The sequence below is a fragment of the Coleofasciculus sp. F4-SAH-05 genome (assembly GCF_040222985.1).
In the GTDB taxonomy this organism is placed as follows: domain Bacteria; phylum Cyanobacteriota; class Cyanobacteriia; order Cyanobacteriales; family Coleofasciculaceae; genus Coleofasciculus; species Coleofasciculus chthonoplastes.
In genome coordinates this window covers 12,540-35,507 of sequence record NZ_JAVKBY010000241.1, presented here as the reverse complement: position 1 = coordinate 35,507, position 22,968 = coordinate 12,540, and the positions used below count along the sequence as shown (strand labels likewise).

General features: G+C 46.1%; 17 protein-coding genes and 1 pseudogene. 6 read left to right on the top strand and 12 right to left on the bottom strand.

Annotated features, from left to right (window positions below):
• The first annotated feature begins 496 nt into the window (after positions 1-496).
• Entirely contained in the window at positions 497-730 is a 234-nt protein-coding gene (locus RIG27_RS29460) for a hypothetical protein (RefSeq protein ID WP_446350667.1), read from the top strand.
• Here the strand turns inward: RIG27_RS29460 and RIG27_RS29455 are convergent.
• Complete coding sequence (locus RIG27_RS29455) at positions 718-2,433, bottom strand: R3H domain-containing nucleic acid-binding protein (RefSeq protein ID WP_446350688.1); 1,716 nt, start codon at positions 2,431-2,433, stop codon at positions 718-720. The two genes, RIG27_RS29460 and RIG27_RS29455, sit on opposite strands and share 13 nt — an antisense overlap.
• A gap of 163 nt (positions 2,434-2,596) precedes the next feature.
• Positions 2,597-3,850, bottom strand: a complete 1,254-nt coding sequence (gene ldpA / locus RIG27_RS29450) for a circadian clock protein LdpA (protein ID WP_446350666.1) — start codon at positions 3,848-3,850, stop codon at positions 2,597-2,599.
• A gap of 592 nt (positions 3,851-4,442) precedes the next feature.
• On the opposite strand from ldpA, the gene RIG27_RS29445 reads away from it, so the two are divergent.
• From RIG27_RS29445 to RIG27_RS29435, 3 genes are all read left to right on the top strand, one after another.
• The gene (locus tag RIG27_RS29445) at positions 4,443-4,901 is read left to right on the top strand and encodes a PAS domain S-box protein (protein WP_446350665.1); all 459 of its coding nucleotides are present in this window, start codon (positions 4,443-4,445) and stop codon (positions 4,899-4,901) included.
• Positions 4,902-5,296: 395 nt separating this feature from the next.
• Positions 5,297-9,322 (top strand): response regulator, encoded by a 4,026-nt coding sequence (locus RIG27_RS29440; RefSeq protein WP_446350664.1) that lies wholly within the window; start codon positions 5,297-5,299, stop codon positions 9,320-9,322.
• A gap of 86 nt (positions 9,323-9,408) precedes the next feature.
• Positions 9,409-10,002 (top strand): hypothetical protein, encoded by a 594-nt coding sequence (locus RIG27_RS29435; protein ID WP_446350663.1) that lies wholly within the window; start codon positions 9,409-9,411, stop codon positions 10,000-10,002.
• Positions 10,003-10,094: 92 nt separating this feature from the next.
• On the opposite strand, the gene RIG27_RS29430 is transcribed toward RIG27_RS29435, so the two are convergent.
• The 9 genes from RIG27_RS29430 to RIG27_RS29390 form a co-directional block, all read right to left on the bottom strand.
• Positions 10,095-10,790: a hypothetical protein gene (locus RIG27_RS29430; RefSeq protein WP_446350662.1), complete on the bottom strand. Its 696-nt coding sequence runs from the start codon at positions 10,788-10,790 to the stop codon at positions 10,095-10,097.
• A gap of 88 nt (positions 10,791-10,878) precedes the next feature.
• Positions 10,879-11,913 (bottom strand): phosphotransferase, encoded by a 1,035-nt coding sequence (locus RIG27_RS29425; protein WP_446350661.1) that lies wholly within the window; start codon positions 11,911-11,913, stop codon positions 10,879-10,881.
• Positions 11,914-12,164: 251 nt separating this feature from the next.
• The gene (locus RIG27_RS29420) at positions 12,165-13,988 is read right to left on the bottom strand and encodes an ABC transporter ATP-binding protein (RefSeq protein WP_446350660.1); all 1,824 of its coding nucleotides are present in this window, start codon (positions 13,986-13,988) and stop codon (positions 12,165-12,167) included.
• 17 nt (positions 13,989-14,005) lie between these two features.
• Positions 14,006-15,274: a glycosyltransferase family 4 protein gene (locus RIG27_RS29415; protein WP_446350659.1), complete on the bottom strand. Its 1,269-nt coding sequence runs from the start codon at positions 15,272-15,274 to the stop codon at positions 14,006-14,008.
• Between the two features lie 241 nt (positions 15,275-15,515).
• Complete coding sequence (locus tag RIG27_RS29410; RefSeq protein ID WP_446350687.1) at positions 15,516-16,853, bottom strand: glycosyltransferase; 1,338 nt, start codon at positions 16,851-16,853, stop codon at positions 15,516-15,518.
• A 3-nt stretch (positions 16,854-16,856) separates the two neighbouring features.
• Positions 16,857-17,027 carry a hypothetical protein gene (locus tag RIG27_RS29405; RefSeq protein WP_446350658.1) on the bottom strand — a complete coding sequence of 57 codons (171 nt, stop codon included), beginning with the start codon at positions 17,025-17,027 and terminating at the stop codon, positions 16,857-16,859.
• A complete protein-coding gene (locus RIG27_RS29400; RefSeq protein WP_446350657.1) occupies positions 17,017-18,408 on the bottom strand; it encodes a glycosyltransferase family protein in 1,392 nt (463 codons plus the stop codon). Before RIG27_RS29400 ends, RIG27_RS29405 begins: the two co-directional genes overlap by 11 nt.
• 473 nt (positions 18,409-18,881) lie before the next feature.
• Positions 18,882-19,550, bottom strand: a complete 669-nt coding sequence (locus RIG27_RS29395) for a response regulator transcription factor (RefSeq protein WP_446350656.1) — start codon at positions 19,548-19,550, stop codon at positions 18,882-18,884.
• A gap of 8 nt (positions 19,551-19,558) precedes the next feature.
• Complete coding sequence (locus tag RIG27_RS29390; RefSeq protein WP_446350655.1) at positions 19,559-21,052, bottom strand: sensor histidine kinase; 1,494 nt, start codon at positions 21,050-21,052, stop codon at positions 19,559-19,561.
• Between the two features lie 382 nt (positions 21,053-21,434).
• Between RIG27_RS29390 and RIG27_RS29385 the strand changes: the two are divergent.
• Positions 21,435-22,131 (top strand): annotated as a pseudogene (locus tag RIG27_RS29385) (DNA-methyltransferase).
• Entirely contained in the window at positions 22,131-22,643 is a 513-nt protein-coding gene (locus RIG27_RS29380) for a hypothetical protein (RefSeq protein ID WP_446350654.1), read from the top strand. The pseudogene RIG27_RS29385 and the gene RIG27_RS29380 overlap by 1 nt, the downstream one beginning before the upstream one ends.
• A 180-nt stretch (positions 22,644-22,823) precedes the next feature.
• On the opposite strand, the gene RIG27_RS29375 is transcribed toward RIG27_RS29380, so the two are convergent.
• Positions 22,824-22,961 carry a hypothetical protein gene (locus RIG27_RS29375; protein ID WP_446350653.1) on the bottom strand — a complete coding sequence of 46 codons (138 nt, stop codon included), beginning with the start codon at positions 22,959-22,961 and terminating at the stop codon, positions 22,824-22,826.
• Between the last annotated feature and the right edge of the window lie 7 nt (positions 22,962-22,968).

Sequence of the window (22,968 nt, the reverse complement as noted above, 5' to 3'; positions counted from 1 at the left end):
GTTGTGGCTGGGAATATGTCAAGAGATTTTTGAAAATTGGCTGATTTCTCCTGATCTCAGGGAACAGAAGGCTCAATTTACGCGGCGGACTCCCATTACCTATTGCCCATTGCCCATTGCCTAGCGCGTAGCGCTATATAAACAAATATTAAGATAAGCTAAGATTATTTAACTCGTCCGTCAAGGGTGAAAAAGTTAATATAATCTTTATATTACGCTAGAATCCCCTACAATAAGGCATTGGCTGCATTAATCAGGGGAACGTAGCTTTTACATACCTTCAGGTTAGGAGGATTTCTGTCCAAGGGTTGAACTAAATTTGTATTCTTTTGTAAAGAAAAAATTTGACGGCATGTCGAGTTGTCACCATACCGCCAGATCCAGTAAGGGCAACGCTCTACTGGGCATTTATAGCTAGGGGTGACTATAGCTGAAGACAACTCGTCATAGAACCGGGCACAACTTTAACCTACCAATTAACGCTGGAGATTCACTAATGAGATTAATTCGCGAAATAGTTCAAGAAGCGGAAAAGACTGGCTACCTAACCCGACAAGCTGAAGACCAATTGCGTCAACTTTTAGCCAACAAGTACGACTGGGAAGACTTTACCGCGTTCATCCAATTACAGCAAGCAGTGATGGAAGAACGGGTGAAGCAAGAGTCTCGTGAGCTACTCTACACGTTATCCTCTTGCTCCACCCCTACCCCTTGCCATCAAGCGGGGTAGATTCGCAAGCGGCGATTGGGTTCATCGCCAAAACTATCGGACTTGAGGCGATAATGTTCCACCAGTTCGTGTTGCATCTTTCGCACTTTTGGCGATCGCGGAAGTAACTCGACGGGTTGTCCATTAGGAATCACGATTTGCTCGACGGCTAACCGGGCTTCTTCTAGCGCCTCAATCTCATCATCACTTCCACTTTGGGTAAACAACCGCAAATCTGCTGCATCGGGAACTCCAGGATCATCCATATCCAACATCCGCCGCAGGGCGCGACTCACTTGGGGGACAGTACTGGCTTTAACCGCATGAATGGGAATTTGCCGGGAACGGGCAATAGAGCGCAGTTTCGAGTGACTTTTAACGTGCGATCGCAAACCTAAAATGGCATCGGCACTATCCATATCCTTGGTTAAGACAACGGGTAAATTTAGCACCCGAATCACCTGCTCGATTTGATGGCGACTCACCCCATACGGATAGACATGGAGGGGCAAATCTTCACCATTGGGTCCAATCGTGTCTATAACCTCGCCAACGGAATTGGGTTGTTGCCAAGAGTCATGAAGCAGCTGATCAAAATAACTGGTTTGAGCCGCAGCCGATGATGAGGAACGCGATAGTGGCTGCATCTGTCCCGACGAACGCCAGCCACTGGGTTTTGCCACTAACCCGGACTGGGTACGGCGCTCCAGGGGTGCAGGTGCATCGGGGAATTCACGGGTAATAATTACCTTATTCTGCTCATCCACCGTTCGCACTTGGGGATTCGGTTGGCGTCCCCGCAGTAGCGCATCCACGGTATCCGCCACACTCTCATGCACTACCCAGCGCTGACGCTCCAGCATTTCCACAGCAATCTCAAACGTGGGCGGTGCTTTGCGTTCCAATACCGTTTTTTGAGAACCTCGGCGTCTGGCTTCATCATCCCCCAGAGTTACGGCTTGAATCCCACCAACTAAATCAGAGAGGGTAGGATTTTTAATCAGATTCTCAATTTGGTTTCCATGGGCTGTTCCCACCAACTGCACCCCCCGTTCTGCGATCGTGCGAGCGGCGAGGGCTTCGAGTTCGGTGCCAATTTCATCAATGACAATCACTTCGGGCATATGATTTTCTACTGCTTCAATCATCACCTGATGTTGAAGTTCTGGACGCGACACTTGCATCCGCCGAGCTCGACCAATGGCAGGATGGGGAATATCGCCATCGCCAGCAATTTCATTGGAGGTATCAATAATCACCACCCGTTTTTGTAGATCATCTGCCAGCACCCGGGCAATTTCGCGTAACGCCGTCGTTTTGCCCACACCTGGACGCCCCAACATCAAAATTGATTGACCCCGTTCGACGAGATCATGAATCAGACCAATAGTACCAAACACCGCTCGTCCGACGCGACAGGTTAACCCGATAATGTCGCCGGGGCGATTGCGAATCGCGCTAATCCGGTGTAAGGTTTTCTCCAGTCCGGCTCGATTATCCCCACTGAAATGCCCAACCCGCTCAACACAATAGTTTAATTGTTCAGCGGTGACGGGGGTTTCGGACAGATATTCGGCACCAGAGGGGAAACGCACCTCAGGAAAACGACCCAAATCCATCACCACTTCAATTAAATTGTCGCGATGGGGGTGTTGCTCCAGGATTTGGCGAATATCCTCTGGCAAAATAGCGAGTAATTTTTGGAGATCCTCAGTAATCTGCATCCCAGCTAAATTGGTGGTGTTAGATAAGGCTTGATTGGATAACGATTGGGAATGGGATGGGTTCATCCCGTTGGCATTCACCATAGGCTTGTCATTCGTCATTTGTCTTATGTCATTCGCCTGATGTATCTGATGTAAAGGTGTGAGGACTATTTACAGAGCTTCATCTCGTTGGGTTTATTTCCACCAACCTCCTGAGTTCGTCTGGAACAGGCTTAGAAACGGACTTCAGTTGAGATACTAGGGAATGGGCTAGAGCCACGGCTTTTGCCAGCCGATGCGGATCATTTTCCAGGTTTGCCCTTGATGATAATGGAAATGCTTGGAAATTGATATCATGATTTGCTTCATGGTATTGATCGAGTTGGTCTAAAATTGGAGCCAGTAATACCCGGGCATAGCTTCCGTAAGCCACACCCGCGACAAAGGGCTGGATGGGGTTAGCGGTAGCGTCTTCTGGGGTTCCAGGGTTGAGGAGTCCTACTGCTTTGAGTTTACTGACGGTATGGTGATTGGTTCCACCCGCCAGTTGCACGTATCCAGGTAAGTTGGCGGATAACACCTTTTGTGCCAGTTTCACGGCTTTTCGAGTGGTTCCTGTACCAATATCACCGCTCATTGGCTTGCCATCGGTTTGCCAGATGAGGGGACAAGGTAAGGGCGTGATCAGATGGTAAAGTTCCCAGAGATAATCAATCAAGCCCTCACCATCCGGACAACTGATAGCCAGCAACTTCAGGGTATGCATCCAGGGAGCGATCGCGCCCCAGAGTCGTTTAAAGTCAGTAAAATGCCCGACTTGGGTGTGAATTTCCAAAGCATCAACGCCCGTTGAAAGAATCAGTTCCGCTAACGTTGTGGGGGTGGATACATAGGAGCGAGTATAGATCAGTTGACTGGGGCAAACGGGTAAGCAACGTCCGCAGCCATAACAGCGTTGATCAATAACACCGGAGAATCCCTTGGGCGAGTGAGGATAGGTGAGGGGTTGGTCAGGTTTCGCCTGTTTTAGGGACTCCGGCGGAGTTGGCGGTGGCTCAAAGACAATGGCTTGAGCCGGACAAATCGTTTGGCAAGGACGGGGACAGTCTGGAGGACAAGCATTGGGATTAAATTCAGCTTTGCGAAAATGGGGATCTTCCCCATCATTTAAACTGACCATTAACCAGGGTTGATTACTGTATCCCATGCCTTGTGCAAGACCTGACTCCACCAGACTTGTCGCCACCCCTAAGGCTGTCTTTGCCGCCGTAATTACGGCAGGGTCAGCTGCCACATCAATACAATCAGCCCCAGCTAGAGTATACGCCAAGGTGAGGTTACGAACGGCAGGGAGGTGCTGAAAACTAGCGCCACAGATGAGCTTGAACCAGCGACCTTCCCTGAGGGATTGTAAGGGAGTGTACAGTTTAGTCACCCTTATATGCTAATTCCTTGTGCCAAAAATGGGGAGATTGATTTCTGGTGGAAACCTGGGGGACAATAAACCGCAGGGTTCAGGATTAGGGGTGGGCAATTGTGCTGCGATCGCGACTCAGATGCATCCATTTCCCCATATCTAGGCAATTTAGTCAGGTTGTCCCCTAAATCTGGGGGGTAAATCCAGAGGGTGCTGTTTTTCATCTCCGACATGAATGAACCTGGATTTCATGTTTAATTTTTGTAACATTAATGAATTCTGTTGACCCACCGACAGTAGGGGTTTGGTTCCAAAACCCTTTGAAGGATTCCCGATGCCCACAAAAAGACCCCGCTCTGTTCATTTGGCGGAGTCAACCTTAACTCTCTACTACACTAAAAAGATTACTGCAATCCCAGGGCTAGATCTATGAAGTTTCGGTAAAGTTCCGGGGGAAAAGGTTAAAGATTCTGTAAAGCTACTCTCGGTTCATCGCCATACTCCTCAGTCAGTTAAGGAGAGTAGAGACTCCTCTGGTGGAACGTTTAATTCGGATAGGGGATAAGCCTTAGAAACGCAAATTCGAGATCGCCAACAAGCTGAAGCCGAGGTGCGATCGCTGAATGCACAACTCGAACAGCGTGTCAATGAGCGAACCAAAGAACTCCAACAGGTGAATCACCAATTAGCCGCTCAAATCCAGGAACGCATTCACGCTGAAGACGCGCTACGCCAAGCCGAAGAAAAATATCGTAGCATTTTTGAGAATGCCGTAGGTGGCATCTTCCAAACCACACCCGATGGACGCTATCTCAGTGCCAATCCTGCCTTGGCGCGAATTTATGGCTATGCTTCACCTGATGAGTTAATTAACCACATTACCGATGTTGAACATCAACTGTATGTGAATCCCAGCCAGCGCCGCGAGTTGATCCGCTTAGTCCACGAACAGGGTTCAGTCTCTGGGTTTGAATGTCAAGTGTGTTTAGCCACTGGTATGGATGATTATATCAGTAAACCGATTCGGGTACAAGAATTAGTTCGGGCGTTGAGCCAAAGTTCTAAGTAGGGCTGGCTGCACAACTCCAAATTTGTCATTTGTCATACTCGCTTCCTTTGATCAGCAAGCTACGTCATTCGTCAAGCCGAAATGTTTATTATAGATAAAGTATTCCATGTTAGAGGATAAAGAGTTCTGACAAGTTATGCTACTAAATAGACAGAAACGGGTGATTTACCATTAGCTTTTAATCTTTCGCCATTTACTACAGGAAACGGAATTCAATCAAACTATCCCTGATTTCCTTTGTTTCGACAGCAGCTTGGACTTGGTGTCCCCCAATCAAGGGAGCCAGGGCGCATCGCTATGCGCCCCTACCCTCAATCGGCTCACAGCAAAACAACCTAGAGCATTCATTCCCTTGGATAAGGGAGTCAATTTGCTGAATTATTGAAGGACTAACAATGCCAGATTTATTAACAACACTGTTGTATATTCCTCACGGTCATTGCTACTTGTGGCAAACGAATTTAGTTTCCCTACATGTTATTTCTGACGCCTTAATCGCGCTGGCTTATTTTTCAATTCCTGTTACTCTGCTTTACTTTGTTAACCAGCGAGAGGATGTCCCGTTTCCCAGAATATTTTTCTTATTTGGTGCTTTTATTATTGCCTGTGGAATGACTCATGCTATGGGAGTCTGGACACTTTGGTTTCCAGATTATTGGCTCTCTGGCTTGATTAAAGCGTTTACGGCTCTGGTTTCCTGTTACACGGCGATGGTACTGATTCCGCTGACTCCCCAAGCCTTGGCGCTACCCAGCCCCGCTCAACTGCAAGCGGCGAATCAAGCGTTGGAAACTCAAATCCGCGATCGCAAACAAGCAGAAGCGGCGGTGCGTACTCTAAATTCACAACTTGAGCAGCGTGTCAATGAGCGTACCAAAGAATTAACCCAGGTGAATCAGAAGTTAGAACGGGAAATCAAAGAACGTATTCAAGTCGCCGACGCCTTGCTGGAAGCCGAAGAAAACTATCGCAGTATCTTTGAAAAAGCGGGTTGGGGTATCTTCCAAACCACCCCCGACGGACAGTATCTTAGCGCTAACCCGGCTCTGGCTCAGATTTATGGCTATCCCTCCCCCGAAGCCCTGATCAGTCGCCTCACCAATGGTGAACATCAACTCTACGTGGATCAAAGCCAACGGGCTGAATTTAAACGCCTAATTCATCAACAGGGTTCTGTCTCCAGCTTCGAGTCCCAAGTGTATCGCCAAGATGGGAGTATTATCTGGATTAGTGAAAATACTCGTGCGGTACGGGATGGAAATGGTGTGTTGCTCTACTATGAAGGCTCCGTCGAAGATATTAGCGATCGCAAGCAAGCCGCCGAACAGTTACAAGCTAGTGAGCAAAAGCTACGTCAAATCATTGATCTAGTGCCTCACTTTATTTTCGCCAAAAATTTAGATGGACAGTTTATCTTAGTCAATCAAGCGATCGCGGATGCTTATGATACAACAGTCGAACACCTGCTCAACCACAAAGACGAAGACTTTATTCAATCCCCCGAACAACTGCGCCGCATTCGCGAAGAAGAACGGCAAATTATCCAACAGGGACAACCCAAACACATCCCAGAGGAACGGATTACCGATGCTCAGGGTAACATCCGCATTGTACAAACCACCCGCATTCCTTTCTATGTCACCGGTTCAGCAACACCCGCAATTTTAGGCATTGCTATTGATATTACTCAACGCAAACACATTGAACAAGAACTGCGCGAAAATGCTGCCATCATTCGCGCCTTATACGAAGTCACAACTGGACAAAATTCTGACTTTGAGCAAAAGCTACAAAACTTACTAACCATGGGACGCCGCCAGTTTAATCTGGATGTCGGTATCCTCTCTCATATCGAAAACATTGACACCGAGAACGGGCGTTATGAAATCATCGCCGCCCAAATGCCCAATAATTTGAACTTCAAAGGGGTGACTCTTGACCTGAAACAAACCTACTGCGGCGAAATCGTACACGCCAAAAAACCCCTTTGTATCTTATCCGCTAGCACCAGCCAATGGCACAATCACCCCGGCTTCAAAGTTTTCCAAGTCGAAGCCTATATCGGTGTCCCTGTGGTTGTCGCTGGAGACTTGTATGGTACGCTCTGTTTCGCTAGTCTCACTCCCCGACAAACGCCATTCAAAGATATAGAAATAGAACTGTTAAGACTGATGGCGCAGTGGATTGGTGGAGAAATTGAGCGTCAACAGGCGGCACAAGAATTGGCACAAGCTCGTGATGTGGCTTTGGCAGCGACTCGTGCCAAAAGTGACTTCCTCGCCACGATGAGTCATGAAATTCGCACGCCGATGAATGGGGTGATTGGTATGACCGGACTGCTGTTGGATACCAACTTAACCTCTCAGCAACAGGAATTTGTTACCACGATTCGTAATAGTGGCGATACCTTACTCACCATTATTAATGATATTCTCGACTTCTCCAAGATTGAATCCGGCAAAATGGAGTTGGAAGAAGTCTCCTTTGATCTGCAAGTTTGTATTGAAAATTGTTTGGATCTGTTAGCCGCCAAAGCCACTGATAAAAACTTAGAACTTGCCTATCAAATTACACCTCAAACTCCCAGGATGATTGTCGGCGATGCGACTCGATTACGACAAATTATGGTCAATCTGTTGAGTAATGCGGTTAAATTTACCCAATCAGGGGAAGTGATTGTTTCCGTTAACGCCGAGAAACTCGACTATGAACAATGGGAGCGCCTGGAAACAAAAACTAGCCTAACTCCACGGATTACTCCCTCGGCGGCTACCCCTCATTATCGGATTCAATTTGCGGTTAAGGATACCGGGATTGGTATTCCTCCAGAACGATTAAATCGATTATTTCAACCTTTCAGTCAAGTCGATTCCTCCACCACCCGCAAATACGGTGGCACAGGATTGGGACTTGCCATCTGTAAGCAATTGTGCGAAATGATGGGCGGAAAAATGTGGGTAGACAGTCAAGAGGGAGTGGGTTCAACCTTTTACTTCACTCTGGTGGTTCCGGCTGATCCGAGTACCCAGCTTAATAGTAATCAGGTTTGTCGGTTGGAACTCGATGGTCAACGACTGCTAATTGTGGATGATAACGAGACAAATCGTAAGATTTTGATGCGCCAAGCTCAAGTTTGGGGAATGGAATGCTATGCGGCACAATCAGGGGTTCAAGCCTTAGATTGGCTACATCAGGGGGAACGGTTTGATTTGGCAATTCTGGATATGCAGATGCCAGAGATGGATGGGGTGACATTGGCGGCAAAAATCCGCAAACTTCCCGGTTGTCAAACTCTACCTCTGGTGATGCTCTCGTCTCTGGGTGAGTTGCAAGTCGATACACCTGATGTGAAGCAGACGTTTGCTGGGTTTTTGACTAAACCGATTAAACAGTCTCAACTGTGTGATGTGCTGATGCAAGCGATGGCGGGGATACCGATTAAGGTGAAAATCCACAGCGCCAAGAAACCAGACATTGATGCCAAGATGGGTGAACGGTTGCCCCTACGGATTTTACTGGCGGAAGATAATCCAGTGAATCAGCAGGTAGCGTTGCATCTGTTGCAACGGATGGGATATCGAGCAGATGTGGCGGGGAATGGGTTAGAAGTCTTAGAAGCGCTACGGCGTCAGCCTTATGATGTGGTGTTTATGGATGTACAGATGCCAGAAATGGATGGGTTAGAGGCATCCCGGCGCATTTGTCAAGAGTGGTGTGATTTAGATGGGAAGACTCAATCACAACGTCCGCGAATTATTGCCATGACCGCTAATGCCATGGTTGGCGATCGCGAAATGTGCATTGAGGCAGGTATGGATGATTATATCAGCAAACCCATCCGCATTGAGGAATTGGTTGAGGCGTTAAAGAAAGCAGGGGAAGCAGTGGGAGCAGTGGGAGCATGTAGAGACGTAGCATGCTACGTCTGGGAGGGAGCAGAGGGAGCAGAGGGAGCTGGGGGAGCTGGGGAAGCTGGGGAAGCTGGGGGAGAGGAGATTAAAGCCTCTGGGAGTTCTGTTGATACAACCCCATCGGATAGTAGCACGGTGGCGGGATTGGATCTGTCCGATAAAGCCGTGTTTGACCCGGTAATTTTTCAACAATTACGTGAGATGCTGAATCAAGAGGAAATATTAGCCGAAGTTATTACTCGCTATCTAGAGGAGGCGCCTAAACTCTTACAAGATTTGTCTGATGGAATAACTCAAGGACAAACAGAACTGCTGAAGCGAACCGCTCATACCTTGAAATCCAGCAGTGCGATGTTAGGAGCAAGCCGTTTAGCTCATTTGTGTCAGGAGTTAGAAGCCAAGGCGAATCGTGATACCGTTGAATTTAAAGCTGCGCTATTATCGCAGATTAAAGCTGAATATGAACCCGTGAAAAGGGTTTTATTGGAACACAAACCAGACAAAACTTAGTTCGTCGTCAGGGCTTTAGCCCTAGTTTGTAGTCAGGGCTTTAGCCCTAGTTCGTAACTATTTCACTCTTTTGGTATAGTAATCTTATGACCACAGACCTAATTGACCCAACACTTGATCAAGCGATCGCGTTTTTAACCACGTCTTCTACCAAACCCCCTGAATCCAAAGCTGTGGTTGAGGCACTATTAACCGCTGAGAAGACAGCCAAACAGACGAAAGTACGCCATAGCTATTCCCAGTTGCTGAGAACATGGCGATTAGGATTTATCACTGGAACCAAACGCTCTCGTCAACGTGCTGGCGTGGTGTTGGGTGCGGGACGGTTTTTGCCGAAATGGGTAAAGATTCAGTTATCCTACTCCCCCTCAGAAGCGAGTCAAGACCAAGGAACAGTAGTAAATTCGGTGGAACTGGGATCTCTTCACCTAGTTGTCACTGGACCGACTCAGTTTTTTGCTAAGACGAATATCCTGGTTTTTGATTTCACCCGCATAAACCTGTCATTATTTGGCTTAAAATTATATAACGGATATATTCGCGGCGGTCAAGAGCGAGAGGCTTCTTTTTATGATAAACCGTTAAAAGATAAGGCATTTTTTACCTATTTTCTCGTCGAAAATCAAGCAATTGCCGCAAGAGGACGCGGCGGTGGGTTGGCATTGTGGACAGCATTGTAGGGATAGCATTGTAGGGGCGGGTTTAGGAACTAAATTATCTTGTTATCCCTAACGTACAAACAAAACCCGCCCTATCTCACCTTAAATCAAGATTAAAACGTCAATGTAACTCGGATAGTACCAACATAAATCGCCCAGGTAAAGATATTAGCATTAGGTTGATTGGGTAAGTCCTTAGCTTGCGCTTGAATTAAACCCACTCGCCCGCCTAAAATAAATCCTGGATTGACTCGTATAGAGGCTTCAGCAGCAAAAGAGTTAGCCCTTACGTCTTCAGCATCGCGATTAAACGGATCACTGGTTAATTCGCTACCTGTTCCGGTATTAAAACTATTCGAGGAACGGGCATAAGTGAAACTTAAAGACGTGAATTCATTAGGTTGCCAGGTTAATTGTGCGATCGCAGCATAAGTATCATTGCCCAAAATCCCATTATCAGCTTCATTCGCATCGATCGCAACATACCCCAAGGCTAGATTAACAGACTCCCCCAAGTTCTGAGAAATGCCAATTCCTGCCCCTTCTCCTTGACGGCGGATGGGATTCTCTCGCCCAAAGGTAGAAATGGAACCATCTCCACTTCCGCTAAATAGAGGATTGACGGTGGGGATTAAATCGCCTGATCGCAATGCCTGAAATGCCCAATCCTCAGCACTGACATCGGATAGCTCAGACACAGGTGTAATGGCGTTCATCCCCGGATTAGTGGGTTCCTCTATGATGGAACTATTGTGATTAATATCTGTTGGTAGAAACTCGTTAGCTAGAGTGGTATTTGTTCCCATCATAGGACAAACTAAAACAGACATCACAAGCCCTAGTTTTTGAGATAAACGTTTTACAATCATCTTCCATTTGAAACTTAGCTAGAGTGGGTTAAGTTCCGACTGAGGTGACACACTGTTTCGCCAGACGTTGTTCGCACAGTTCTAATATTGTTTCGGTAAAGGGACACCGTTCCGGAAACTGTGTGCTGATGTAAATATGTCGCACCAAGGTCAAGGTTGTATAAGACTGAATCGCCGGACGAAGGGCTTCACCCGTAAGCTGAATAAATCTCTCTGTTAAAGCATTTTCTCGATCCATTAATGCCTCTGGATTCCCCAATGTCCGCAAACTTTGCTCAGTGATATGTCCAATAAAGTTACCAATATCTAAGCCGGGATTGCCTTGACAATATAAATCCAGATCGAGTAAATAAAGGCGAGTGCCATCGACAATGATTTGGTCAGAATAAAAGTCGCGATGAATACCCAAAAGTTGAGGTTCTGGGGTCATCGCCGCCACGCGATCGCACCCAGCTAAAATTTGCTCTAAACGGCTTTCCCACTGGGGTTTGAGTTGAGCGACTAGGGGGAGACGTTCGTGCAAAATTCGCAGTTCATCGGCTATGGTGTGGCGGCGCTGGGGCGGTATTTTGGCTTGATGTAGTTTATGGATGGCTTCGGCAATGCGTTTAGCTAAGGGAATTCCTTTGGGTTGAGGGAGTAGTTTTGTGGCGGTTACTCCGGGTACTTTGCGCTGAAGCCACATCTGAAAGTCGGGAATTACGGCGATGGGTTCGGGTATACTAATTCCATCGTTACTATTATCGGTAAATCCTTTCTGCCAAAGGGTTTGGTTGAGTTGATAGCTTTTGAAATCGGTGCCTTTTGCCCGTACTTTACCGAGAAAGGTGATGGGAATGGTGGAATTATTGGGGTTTTTGATAGTTAGGTCATATTCTATTAAACAACGCCGTCCGGGTTTGTGGCGAATGACGCGAATGGCACAAAGGTTGCTTTTTTGAAGGGGTTGTGGTAAGTTTTTGGCAAGTTCTTGCTGGACGGTGATTGGGTTAAGGGCTGCGGTAAGGAATGACAGGTTTGAATCGGTGGTGATGTTGAATGGATCGATTACGGGAATGGTCATGGGATTGAAGATTTTAAATTGATGCTTTACTTGTGATTGGGGTTAAATTGGTGGCGTCTAAATGATGTTTTTTTAACGCAGAGGGACGCAGAGGTAAGCGCAGAGGGGCGCAGAGGATTTGGGGGGATTGGGATGAAGGGTTGGAGGAATTGGAGGAATTGGAGGAATTGGAGGAATAAGGGGACATGAGAGGAGTTCTGTCTCCATTGTTATTATTCTTTTGTTTCCCCCTCACCCCATCTTCCTAACACTTATTCAGCAGCTCCTATTTCTTGCTTTCTGTTTTCTCTATCGGCTGGAGATTGCATCTGATATAAGCTGGTATATTTTCCATTGAGTTGCATTAATTGGGAGTGGGTTCCTTGTTCGAGGATTTGTCCGTTTTCTAGGTAGAGAATTAAATCAGCATGAGCGGCGAGGGTTAAGTCATGGGTGATGAGAAAGGTGGTGCGGTTTTTGGCTACCCTTTCTAGGGCGGTAATCACGGCTTGTTCGTTATGTTTGTCTAAACCTGTGGTGGGTTCATCGAGGATGAGAATGGGGGCTTTGCGAATGGCGGCTCGTGCAATGGCTAAACGTTGACGTTGTCCCCCGGATAGGGTGGAGCCTCGTTCCCCTAAGATGGTGTCGTAGCCTTGGGGAAGCGCTTCGACAAATTCATGAGCATTGGCAAGACGCACTGCTGCTTCAATCTCGGCGTGGGTAGCATCGGGAACCCCGTAGGCGATGTTTTCCCAAACGGTGGCGGCAAAGAGTATACTGTCTTGCATGACGACACTAATTTGAGTTCGTAATGATTTGAGGGTATAGTCACGAATATCTCGTCCATCAATCATGACTCGCCCTTCGGTGGGGTCATACAAACGCAAAAGTAGGCTCAAGAGTGTCGATTTACCACTCCCGGAGGTTCCCACTAGAGCTACTTTTTGTCCGGGTTTTATGTCTAATTCAATGGCTTTGAGTAAGGGATTATCGGGTTGATAGGCAAAGCTGACGCAATCAAATCGGACATATCCTTGAAATGGAGGCGCGACAATGGCAAATGGGGAATCGTCAACCTCTGGTGTTTCGTCTAAAATGTCTAAAACACGCTCCCCAGAGGCTACTGCTTTTGATAGTCGCCCGGTATATTTGGCGAAGTTTTGTATGGGTTTAAAGGCTTGTTTGAGATAGGTTAAGAAAACGAGAACATCCCCAGGGGTTAGAGCATCCCGTAATGTCAGTTTTGCACCATACCACAAGACAATGGCTGTACCAATGGCGATGACGACATCCACAGTACGTTCTAAGCTAGCGGATAAGCGTTGGGTTTTGACGCTTTCCTTGAGACTGCGGTGATTGGCTTGGGAGAAGACGTTGGCGAAGGCGTCTTGGAGGGAAAGGGCTTGCACTAATTTAATCGCACTAATTGACTCGGCTAGGGTGGCGGCGACAGCCCCCTCACGCCGACGCTGCTGACGAGAGGCTTGCTGAATTCGCTCACTCAGACGGGTGGCGGCAAACCAAAAGAAGGGTAAGGTAATTAATGCTAGTAATGTTAGATCGCGATCGATCCAAATCATGATTCCAATCATACCCAAGAGTGTCATAATACTGACGATAAGGGGCATGATGGCGGTGAGTACAATTTCTTGTAATCGGGTTGTATCGGTGCTGATTCGCACTAATAAATCACCACTTCTGGCTTTGGTATGGTAGGAGAGAGATAGGCACTGAAGATGGCGATAGAGTTGTTCGCGAATTTCGGTTAAGATGCGGCTACTGGCTAGGGCTAAACTCACGGTACTCCAGTAAGATGCTATTGCTCGTAGTGCGGTGATGGCGATTAACCCGAAAGCCGATAAGGTTAGCAATGTTACTGGATCAAAACGATTTAGAATACCAATATTTGCATCAGGAGCATCAATTAAAATATAGTCAAAAATAAACTTCAGGGGCCAAGGCTCAAGTAATCGCAACACTACCTCAGCGAATAGAGCGAATACCGCTGTGATTAAGAGTAAACTTTGTTTCTGAAGATAGGGGGCGAAGCGATGTAATATTCGCCAGAAACTAGGAATAGATTTTTTTGTCATTTGTCTTATGTCATTCGTCATTCGTCATTCCCAATCGGCTTCCCCTGTTCCCCTAGAAGGGCGGGTTTTGTCAAGTTATCAGTTTGGTGCAAAATGTTATCTGTCAAACCCGCCCCTACACCCTCTGCTCCCTCTGCCATACCCGCGATTTCTAATAGACGTTTCGCGATCGCATCCCAGGTATGATGGTGCTGTATCCTCTGTCTGGCGGCTTTTCCTAGCTGTTTGCCTAATTCAGGATTATGGTAGAGGCGTTCCAGGGTGGCGGCTAAGGCTACGGCGTCGCCTGGAGGACATAATAAACCATTAATTTCATCTTCAATTAATTCTCTTAATTGTCCAATACGACTCGCCACCACAGGTAATCCGGCTGCCATGTATTCATAGACTTTTAAGGGTGAAAAATAAAAGTCAGATTGGTGCGGATAAGGGGCAACGGCAACGGTCATTTTTGCTAAAATTTCAGGGATTTTATCAGGAGTAACAGCACCCGTAAAATGAGTCACATCTAATAATCCGCGTGCTGACAATTCTGTGACTAAATTCTCCCGTTCGGGTCCATTCCCAACAATTAGTAGTCGCGTATTCCTATACTTTTTATGTAGGGTGTCAAAGGCTTCGACTAAAATCGATAATCCATGCCAAGGCTTGAGTGTGCCAACAAATCCCACGGTGAATGGTTCCGGATGAATGGATAAGGCTGATTCAATACTACTGGAAAAACGCTCTGGGTTAACGCCATTGGCAATAACATGCACTCGTTGCTCCACTTCTGGATAGCTTTCTATATAAGTCTTAATTTCTTCAGAAACGGCAATAATTGCACTCGCCGTACTAAACACGCGCTGCGCCACTTGTTCAGCACTGGTGCGATTAACTAATCCCCGATGGTTTGCCTGTTCTTGAATCAAGGGAGCATTTACTTCTAAAATCCCTGGTATTCCCATAGACTGGGCATAATCCATTCCGGTAAAACTCCAGAGAGAGTAACGCTCATAAACTAAGTTAAAAATACCGTTATTTTCAAGTTCCATACGTAGATTAAGGTTAGCGGATAGGGCAGCTTGTTCACGAGCTGCTATTTCACCTTTGGGAATAGATGGTAAACGATGAACAATAATAGTTTCTAAATCCGGTGGCGGTTCACCACCGATTCGTGTGGCAAATAACTCAACCTGCATCCCTAGTTTTAGCCAAGCGCGAATCACCTCCTGAACATGAATCGAGCAACCTTTTTGACCAAAAACAGGAATACCTGGATCAGTGCAAATGTAAGCAATTCTCATAATTTATATCCTCAACCAACGATAAAAAAATAATTTTATTTATGACCCTAATTTCACTAAACCCGCTCTATATCAGGAATAAAATAAATGGGTCTGTAGGGGCGGGTTTCACAACTTAACTTTATTCTTAACCCTGATGTCAATAAACCCGCCCCGTCTCAAGTATGGAATAAAGAGTTATTTGACAAATGACAAGATATCCTGTTGGGTTTCGCTATCGCTCAACCCAACCTACTTCTACTTATACATTTTGTGCCAAACTGACATTATCTTGTGGGTCAGACTGGGGCGAGATCTGATTAGATACAACTGGAGAATAATTTAACTTCTCTTGATTAACGACTTGATGAAAAATAGTTCGCAAAGCCGCAGTATTGCGATGAATATCAAACTCTGACTCAATCAATTGCCGCGCTTTTGTTGCCAGTTTCACCCGTAAACTTGGATTAATCAGTAAGCGTTCTAGAGCATTTGCTAACGCTAGAGAATCATGTTGAGCTACCATTAATCCCGTGTCTTCATGACGCACAACTTCAGGAATCCCGGTTACATCGGTAGCCACACAAGGCGTACCCAGCGCCATCGTTTCCAGTAAAACAGTCGGTAAACCCTCACGATTTCCATCGCTACCAATAATATAAGGTGCAGCAAATACAGCCGCATTCTGGATATGCTCAAAGACTTCATTTTGAGGGCGCGAACCGATAATTTCAACCGTTGATTCTAAACCGAGGCGTTGAATTTGCTCTCGTAGCGTCGCTTCCAATGAACCTGATCCAATAATTTTACAATGAAACGAACAGCCGCGATGGGCAAGAATAGCACAAGCGTCAATTAAAACAGCAACCCCTTTTTTCTCCACCAATCGACTGACTGAAAGAATGGTGGGTGGGCGTTCTTGGGGAGATTTATACCCCAACTGGTTTAAATTTAAGCCATTATAAATGCGCTGGATATGGGCGGCGGCTGCACCATACATCTGTTGTAAATAGTTGAGATTATAGTCACTAACCGTAATCACACTTGCCGCATCTTGCAGCTTCCGTTTCATGTCTTCTGGTTCGACACTTTCATGGAAAATATCCTTAGCATGAGCCGTGAAAGTGTAGGTGATTCCGGCAAAGTGGGCAGCCAGACGAGCGACACTGGTTGCTACGGTACCAAAGTGGGCGTGGAGATGACTAATATTTTTTAACCGAACCTCTCGTGCTAACCAAGCGGCTTGATAAACGGTACTGGCTTTTTCTCCTTGAGCAAACTCTAATTTTGTCCAAAAATCGGGGATAATTTTACTGGCTTCCTGAAGTTCTGCCCAGAAGAAGCTGGCGGCTGTTGGGTTAAGGCTATTGAGAGATTCGCTCACTCGCCCTTGGATGGGTTTACGAATATAGTAAACTGGGGCGCGAACTTGGGAAATAATATTTTGAAAATGAGTCTCAGCCGGAGGGCGTAGGGCAAATATTTCTATTTCTAATCCAGCGGCTTCATGGGCTAAAATTTCATTGACGACGAATGTTTCTGAGTAGCGTGGATAACGCTTGAGGACATAACCAACGCGGTTTAATTGTGTGGAAAGCATCATTTAAATGGGGGATTGGGTAATTTTAAATCTGTAGGGGCGGGGTTTACCGATCAGGTTTCGGTTCAACCCATTAACTAAACGAAACCCGCCCCAACCAAGTCCGATAGTTTCTACATAAACAAATGACGAATGACAAATGACAAATGACAAATGACAACAATTACGAAGCATTCGCCATGGAAATAACTGGGGAATCAATGACAGATTCGAGTAAATGAGGCAAACGTGCCAGCCCATAGAAATCGATGCGATCGCGTCGGTGTGTCGATGTTCCCATTGTCCCCGATAGCCATTCACTTAAGGCGGTGGGAGTGACTTCATCGGGATGCAGCATATCAATTAATCCCAAATCCTGTAACCGTTTAGCCCGAATTAACTGTTCCTGTCGCGGTTTGACTCGTGGTACAATCAGCGCGGGTTTGTCAAAGGAAAGAACTTCGTAGGTGGTATTGTAGCCGCCCATCGTAATCACACAATCCGCCCGATTCAACAATTGGGTAGGTTCAGCCAGAAACTCCAACACTCGTAAACGGGGATGTTTCGCCGCGATTTGGTGTAAGTGTTGACGCACTGGAAGGGGCATAAATGGACCGGTTAAAATCACCCCATTGGTGTCTGGCGGTAAACTCACTTGGGCAAAGGTTTCCGCCAGCTTATCCCCATCTTGCCCACCGCCAACCATACACAGCGCCAGCCGCCCAGGGGGAAGGTTCAGTGTGGCTAAGGGATCAACCTCAGCAGTATCCACAAATTCCAGTCGCTTGCGCTGATCAAAACAACCGGTATAACGAACTTTAGCGGCTATATCTGGGGAAAATTGACAGTCTTGAACCAGATCAGAAATTCTGGGATCACCGTAAATCCACACAGCATCATAATACTTACGAATAATGTCTTCATTCTCTGCCTGCTGCCATTCCTGTTGTACTTTTATCGGATCATCAAGCACATCCCGTAAACCTAAAACACAACGGGTATCTGTTTGAGTATGCAAATACTCTAGAGTTAAATCTAATTCCCGAATTGCCCCCCGTGGCACATTATCGACAATGAAGACATCGGGTTGAAAGGATTCGACAGTCGCCCGAATAATATTAGCGCGGAGATTGACAATATGTTGTAGCGACAGATCCAAGCGACGGGATTGATATTCTCCATTGGTTCCTTTATGCAGGGCGGGAAGTGCCACATAGTCTACGCCATCAGGGATGTGTAGGTTACTTGCCTCACTCATGCCACTAATCAGCAGAATGTCTGTGGGTAAAGCAGACTGAGCAAGGGTTTGAGCCATTAATAAGTTGCGTCGCTTATGACCCAAACCCATCGTATCATGAGAGTACAACACCACCCGCAATTTCCGAGTTCTGGCGCTATTCGGTTGGACAATCGCTGGAGACAGATGGGAAAACCACCCCGTATGAGCCGCATCAGTTGCACGACTTGTTCGTTCTCTGAAATGAAGATGCTGTGCAATTTCAGCGGTTTGAGATGTAAAACTGGCGGCTCTTGCTTTATTCAAAAAACGTTCAAGTGTTCGCGTTTGTGCTATCATTGTTGTCTCCTGATGCTCCAAAATGTGGTTTTTTGTGATTGATGAATTTTTTAGGCGAGCAGGATGAGAAAATCGAGCATTTCCCCTAAAATTAATGTTGTTTTCCGCTATCTTAACTTAAATTTAATAAACCCCGGTGAAAACAAGGTGATACTTTTATGAGAACCCTTTCATGTTTGTGATTAGGACGGGAACAAGGAACGGGGAACAGGGAATGGTGAGGGGTGCATATCAACGCAAGTAGGTTGGGTTGAGGAACGAAACCCAACTCCAGGGAGAGCCTTTTGGGTAACGCTTAGGCTCTACCCAACCTACGAGAATATTTCGTGCTGTCCCTGACATGCTCCCAACGGTGAGGGACTTACTTGCCCATAAACGAATAGAAACGTTGAAGGTAACGTCTCTACATTTCTAGGACAAAATTATAATGATTATAATGATAATTGATAATTTTGTCCAAGGGAAGCGTCTAATCAAGTGCGGAGGCGATAACCCATCCCTCTAACGGTTTCAATTAAGTCGCTGCCTAATTTTTTGCGTAAATAACCGATATAAACATCAACAATATTAGAACCAGGCTCATAATCATACCCCCAAACATGACTGAGTAACTGCTCTCTGCTCATCACTTGTCCGGGATGGCGTAATAGGGTTTCTGCAAGGGTAAATTCGCGTGCGGAGAGTTCAACAAGTTGACCATTAACCCGAACCCGACGAGTCCGTAAATCTAAACTAACATGACCGATAGTTAGTACCATCTCCTCCTTTGTTTTCGGCAAATGGTTATTCCGCAACCGCAGGCGCACCCGGGCTAAGAGTTCTTCAAATCGAAAGGGTTTGGTCATGTAATCATCAGCCCCTCCCTCTAATCCAGCGAGTTTATCACGGATGTCATCACGGGCGGTGAGAATTATAATCGGTATCTGTTCTCCCTGACCCCGTAACTCCTCTAGCACTTGTAAACCATCTTTACCGGGGAGTCCCAAATCCATAATCAGCAGGTCAAATTCGTGGGAGAGCGCCATATCCAGCGTCTCCCCCGCATCTGTGGCTACGCTGGTGGTAAATCCTTTAGCCCGCAGTCCTTTTTCCAGAAATGAGGCAATACGGGGTTCATCTTCAGCAATTAGAATTCGATTCATGAGGTAGATTATCCTGTCTTGGGCTCTAGGGGAAGAACAATCGTGAATTGAGCGCCATCACCCAGTCGGCTGTTGAGTTTCACCTGACCCTGATGCGCCTGGGCGATCGATTGAACGATAGACAAGCCTAAACCCGCGCCTTCAGAACGACGAAGGCTATTGGGGAGTCGAGCAAACCGCTCAAAAATCCGCTTTTGGTTAGCGGGGTCAATTCCTTTTCCAGTATCGCGAACCCAGAAATAGGCGTTGTGGCGATCGATCGCAGAACCCAAGGCGATTTGATCTCCCGCCTCGGTGTGTTGGGTGGCATTTTCAGCCAGGTTCATGATTGCTTGCGTCAGGCGCTGACGATCAGCGACAATTCGACCAGACGCGATCGCATCCAATTGCCAGTCTCGTTCGGCTAAGGCTTTGGCTTTAGCAAAAAGTTCCTCGGTGAACGAGTCAATATCTATTATTTCAACCTGTAAAAAATCGCGCCATTCGGCTTTCGCCAACAGGAGCAAATCATTGACAAATCGGTTCATCCGATCCAATTCATCCAAGACTAATTCCAGAGTTTCCTGTTGCGCTTTTGGGTCATCGTCCCATAATTCCAGATGACCTCGGATAATAGTGATTGGTGTCCGCAATTCGTGACCCGCATCATTGATAAAGTCTCGCTGGCTAGTAAACGCCCGGTGCAGACGATCCAGCATTTGATTCAGCGTAGTGGTCAGTTCTGCAATTTCACCAGTACCTTGTATAGGAATGCGTTGCGTCAGATCCGTTTCACTAATCGAACGCGCCGTTTCTGTAACCGAACGTAGGGGGGCGAGTACCCGTCCAGCAGCGATCCAAGCCACAATGGACGCAACCACCATCACGACCAACGTTACTTTAATAATCACCCAAACGACTTCATTGACTTCTTCCTTTTCATAGGCAATCACATTAGCGACAATAAATAGTCCCCGAATTTCTCCGCCAATTTCCACCGGTTCGGCATAGTAAAGAATCGGACCAACTGATGTTTCTTCCCAGCCTTTTGCGGATTGAGTCAGGTTCGTCCAACCTTTAAGTAGCCGTGCATCCGGTTGCAGTGGGTCAGGTAATGCTGTCGGACTAGATTGGTAGAATTGACCATCAATAATAGTCAGCAGAAACTCACCGTCATTGGGAATATTACGGGATAGAAAAACATCAAATAAAGCCGCCAAATCATCACCAAACGGCTGACCAGTCAATGGATTTTTTCCTTGTTGGAACAATCGCTGAAACTCCTGCACCTCTTGGTTTAGAGAGCTATCAATTCGTTTGTATGCCTCTTCAAATAGAACTTGACGGATCAGCCCAACTGATGTACCCGTAAAGCAAACCATGAGCAGGACATACCAAGCCAGAATACGAGTTCGTGCTTCCCAAAATAGATTACGCCAACCCCAATACCCTTTAGTTGTTGTACTCGCCTCATGATTTTGATCAGGGTTGGCTGAGGCGAGGTTGTTACCCAGCTTAGTCACCTTTTTTTCATCTTTTTGTGAGAAATCCGGGTAATTGTCCCACTCCGCCTGTGGCTCCGGCGACGAGTACCCGTTCTTGAGTTCTGGCTGTTGGTGAAGTCATGACGCTCTATCCTCTTTGGATACTGTACCTTAGAACGGGGAATAGAGCAATGCGATCGCGGTTAATGAGCTACCCTTAAATTGAATATTGCTGACTTCAGCCAAATATTGTGTAAGCTGGGTTAAGGAACGAAACCCAGAAAAGCTTATGGAGTTTTTGGTTTCGCGATCGCTAAACCCAACCTACAACTTGCTCTATCTTAGAATGAAGGAAAAAATAAATACTGAGACAACAAATATACAACATCTTCGTCTACCCTTGTTTGGCAAGTGTTCTATCATGACTCATGATTTTAACCAAGAGTTTAGAGAGTATTGCTCTAACTCAGATATTGCTCCATTACTTATGCTAGGTAATGCTGTTGACGTTCTCAAACACTTGCCTGACGAATCCATCGACTGCTGTATGACAAGTCCTCCCTACTGGCGGAAAAGACAGTATGAAGGGGGTGGAATCGGATTAGAAATAGAATTTCATGACTACATTAACAAATAAACGGCAAATTGAATTGTCTACAGAACTGTCTGAAACCGAGAAAGTAAATGCTTATCAGGCTCTAGAAGCGATTATTAAAGAGGTTGCTTGTGGTAATCTTTCTGATTTTAGAATGATTATCCGAGGAAAACAACGTACCACTCATTCAGATTCGGAAACTGTATCTGGACGAGCTAAAGAACTTAAGCAAAAAGGATTCTATTTTCTCAAGTATCACCCCAAAGGTTCCAAGCCAAGCGATGTCTGGGAAATTTTGCCAGAAGACACGCAAAAGCGTGACGTCCACTTTGCACCTTATCCAGTCGATCTGTGCAAAATTCCCATCGTTGCGACTTGTCCGTCTGATGGAATTGTTCTTGATCCATTTGCTGGTATCGGTACAACAATGGTTGCGGCTCAATTATTGGATAGAAAATCGATTGGCATTGATATTTGCTCTCATTATCTGGAATTTGCCAAAGAGAGAATTGAAGGGAGCTGATGAGTAAAATACTTGAGTTATTTGGAATTTTAAAGAACCAGCATGATGTCGATTGGTCAAATGTTGTAGACAGTCAATATTGTCCATATTTGCAGAAACGTTGTATCAAAGTTCGTAAAAGTAAGCCAGAGATTTCCATTGGAACATGTTCGGTGGTGTACGGCAAACAAGCAACTCCTATAATTATTTGCCCACATCGGATGCTGGAGAGAAAGCAAGTCTTTATTGACTGCTTACATTTGCTAACTACTCATCAACCGGGCAACGAGCTACATCTTGTCTCTGAGGTTTCAATTCCAGGAGGGAACGTTGATTATTTTTTGGTTTCTGTAAAGGATGGTCAGGTAAAAGACTTTGTCGGAATTGAATTGCAAACCTTAGATACTACTGGAACGATTTGGCCCGAACGTCAGCGGCTACTTCAGGAGCTTAATGTTACTATTAATCCTCAAGAGAGCCAATCCAGGAAGTCTTTCGGTATGAATTGCCAGATGCCTTGGTTTGCAAGCTGAAGCAAACATCGAACTGGAACAAATAATCCAGCTTCTCGAAGCTAAACTATCTCAAGAGACTCTCTTTTCGCCCATTTGACACCTATGTCTCTCATAGGCTTCAATCGCAAGCCTAGAGGATGTATTGATTCAATCCCAGCCGGGCGGGTTTAATTCAGTTATCGGTTTGTTTGGGTATGGTTATTGGTCAAACTGTTCCCTAACAAATGACGAATGACAAATGACGAATGACAAATGACGAATGACAAATGACAAATGACGAATGACGAATGACGAATGACAAATGACAAATGACAAATGACGAATGACGAATGACAAATGACGC

Coding starts and splice junctions, on each gene's coding strand:
- RIG27_RS29405 (WP_446350658.1), bottom strand. CDS start 17,027: ATGCTTCGTAATTGTTGTCATTTGTCATTTGTCATTTGTCATTCGTCA.
- RIG27_RS29415 (WP_446350659.1), bottom strand. CDS start 15,274: ATGAGAATTGCTTACATTTGCACTGATCCAGGTATTCCTGTTTTTGGT.
- RIG27_RS29380 (WP_446350654.1), top strand. CDS start 22,131: ATGAGTAAAATACTTGAGTTATTTGGAATTTTAAAGAACCAGCATGAT.
- RIG27_RS29410 (WP_446350687.1), bottom strand. CDS start 16,853: ATGCTTTCCACACAATTAAACCGCGTTGGTTATGTCCTCAAGCGTTAT.
- RIG27_RS29395 (WP_446350656.1), bottom strand. CDS start 19,550: ATGAATCGAATTCTAATTGCTGAAGATGAACCCCGTATTGCCTCATTT.
- RIG27_RS29435 (WP_446350663.1), top strand. CDS start 9,409: ATGACCACAGACCTAATTGACCCAACACTTGATCAAGCGATCGCGTTT.
- RIG27_RS29420 (WP_446350660.1), bottom strand. CDS start 13,988: ATGACAAAAAAATCTATTCCTAGTTTCTGGCGAATATTACATCGCTTC.
- RIG27_RS29400 (WP_446350657.1), bottom strand. CDS start 18,408: ATGATAGCACAAACGCGAACACTTGAACGTTTTTTGAATAAAGCAAGA.
- RIG27_RS29460 (WP_446350667.1), top strand. CDS start 497: ATGAGATTAATTCGCGAAATAGTTCAAGAAGCGGAAAAGACTGGCTAC.
- RIG27_RS29425 (WP_446350661.1), bottom strand. CDS start 11,913: ATGACCATTCCCGTAATCGATCCATTCAACATCACCACCGATTCAAAC.
- RIG27_RS29440 (WP_446350664.1), top strand. CDS start 5,297: ATGCCAGATTTATTAACAACACTGTTGTATATTCCTCACGGTCATTGC.
- RIG27_RS29430 (WP_446350662.1), bottom strand. CDS start 10,790: ATGATGGGAACAAATACCACTCTAGCTAACGAGTTTCTACCAACAGAT.
- RIG27_RS29455 (WP_446350688.1), bottom strand. CDS start 2,433: ATGCAGATTACTGAGGATCTCCAAAAATTACTCGCTATTTTGCCAGAG.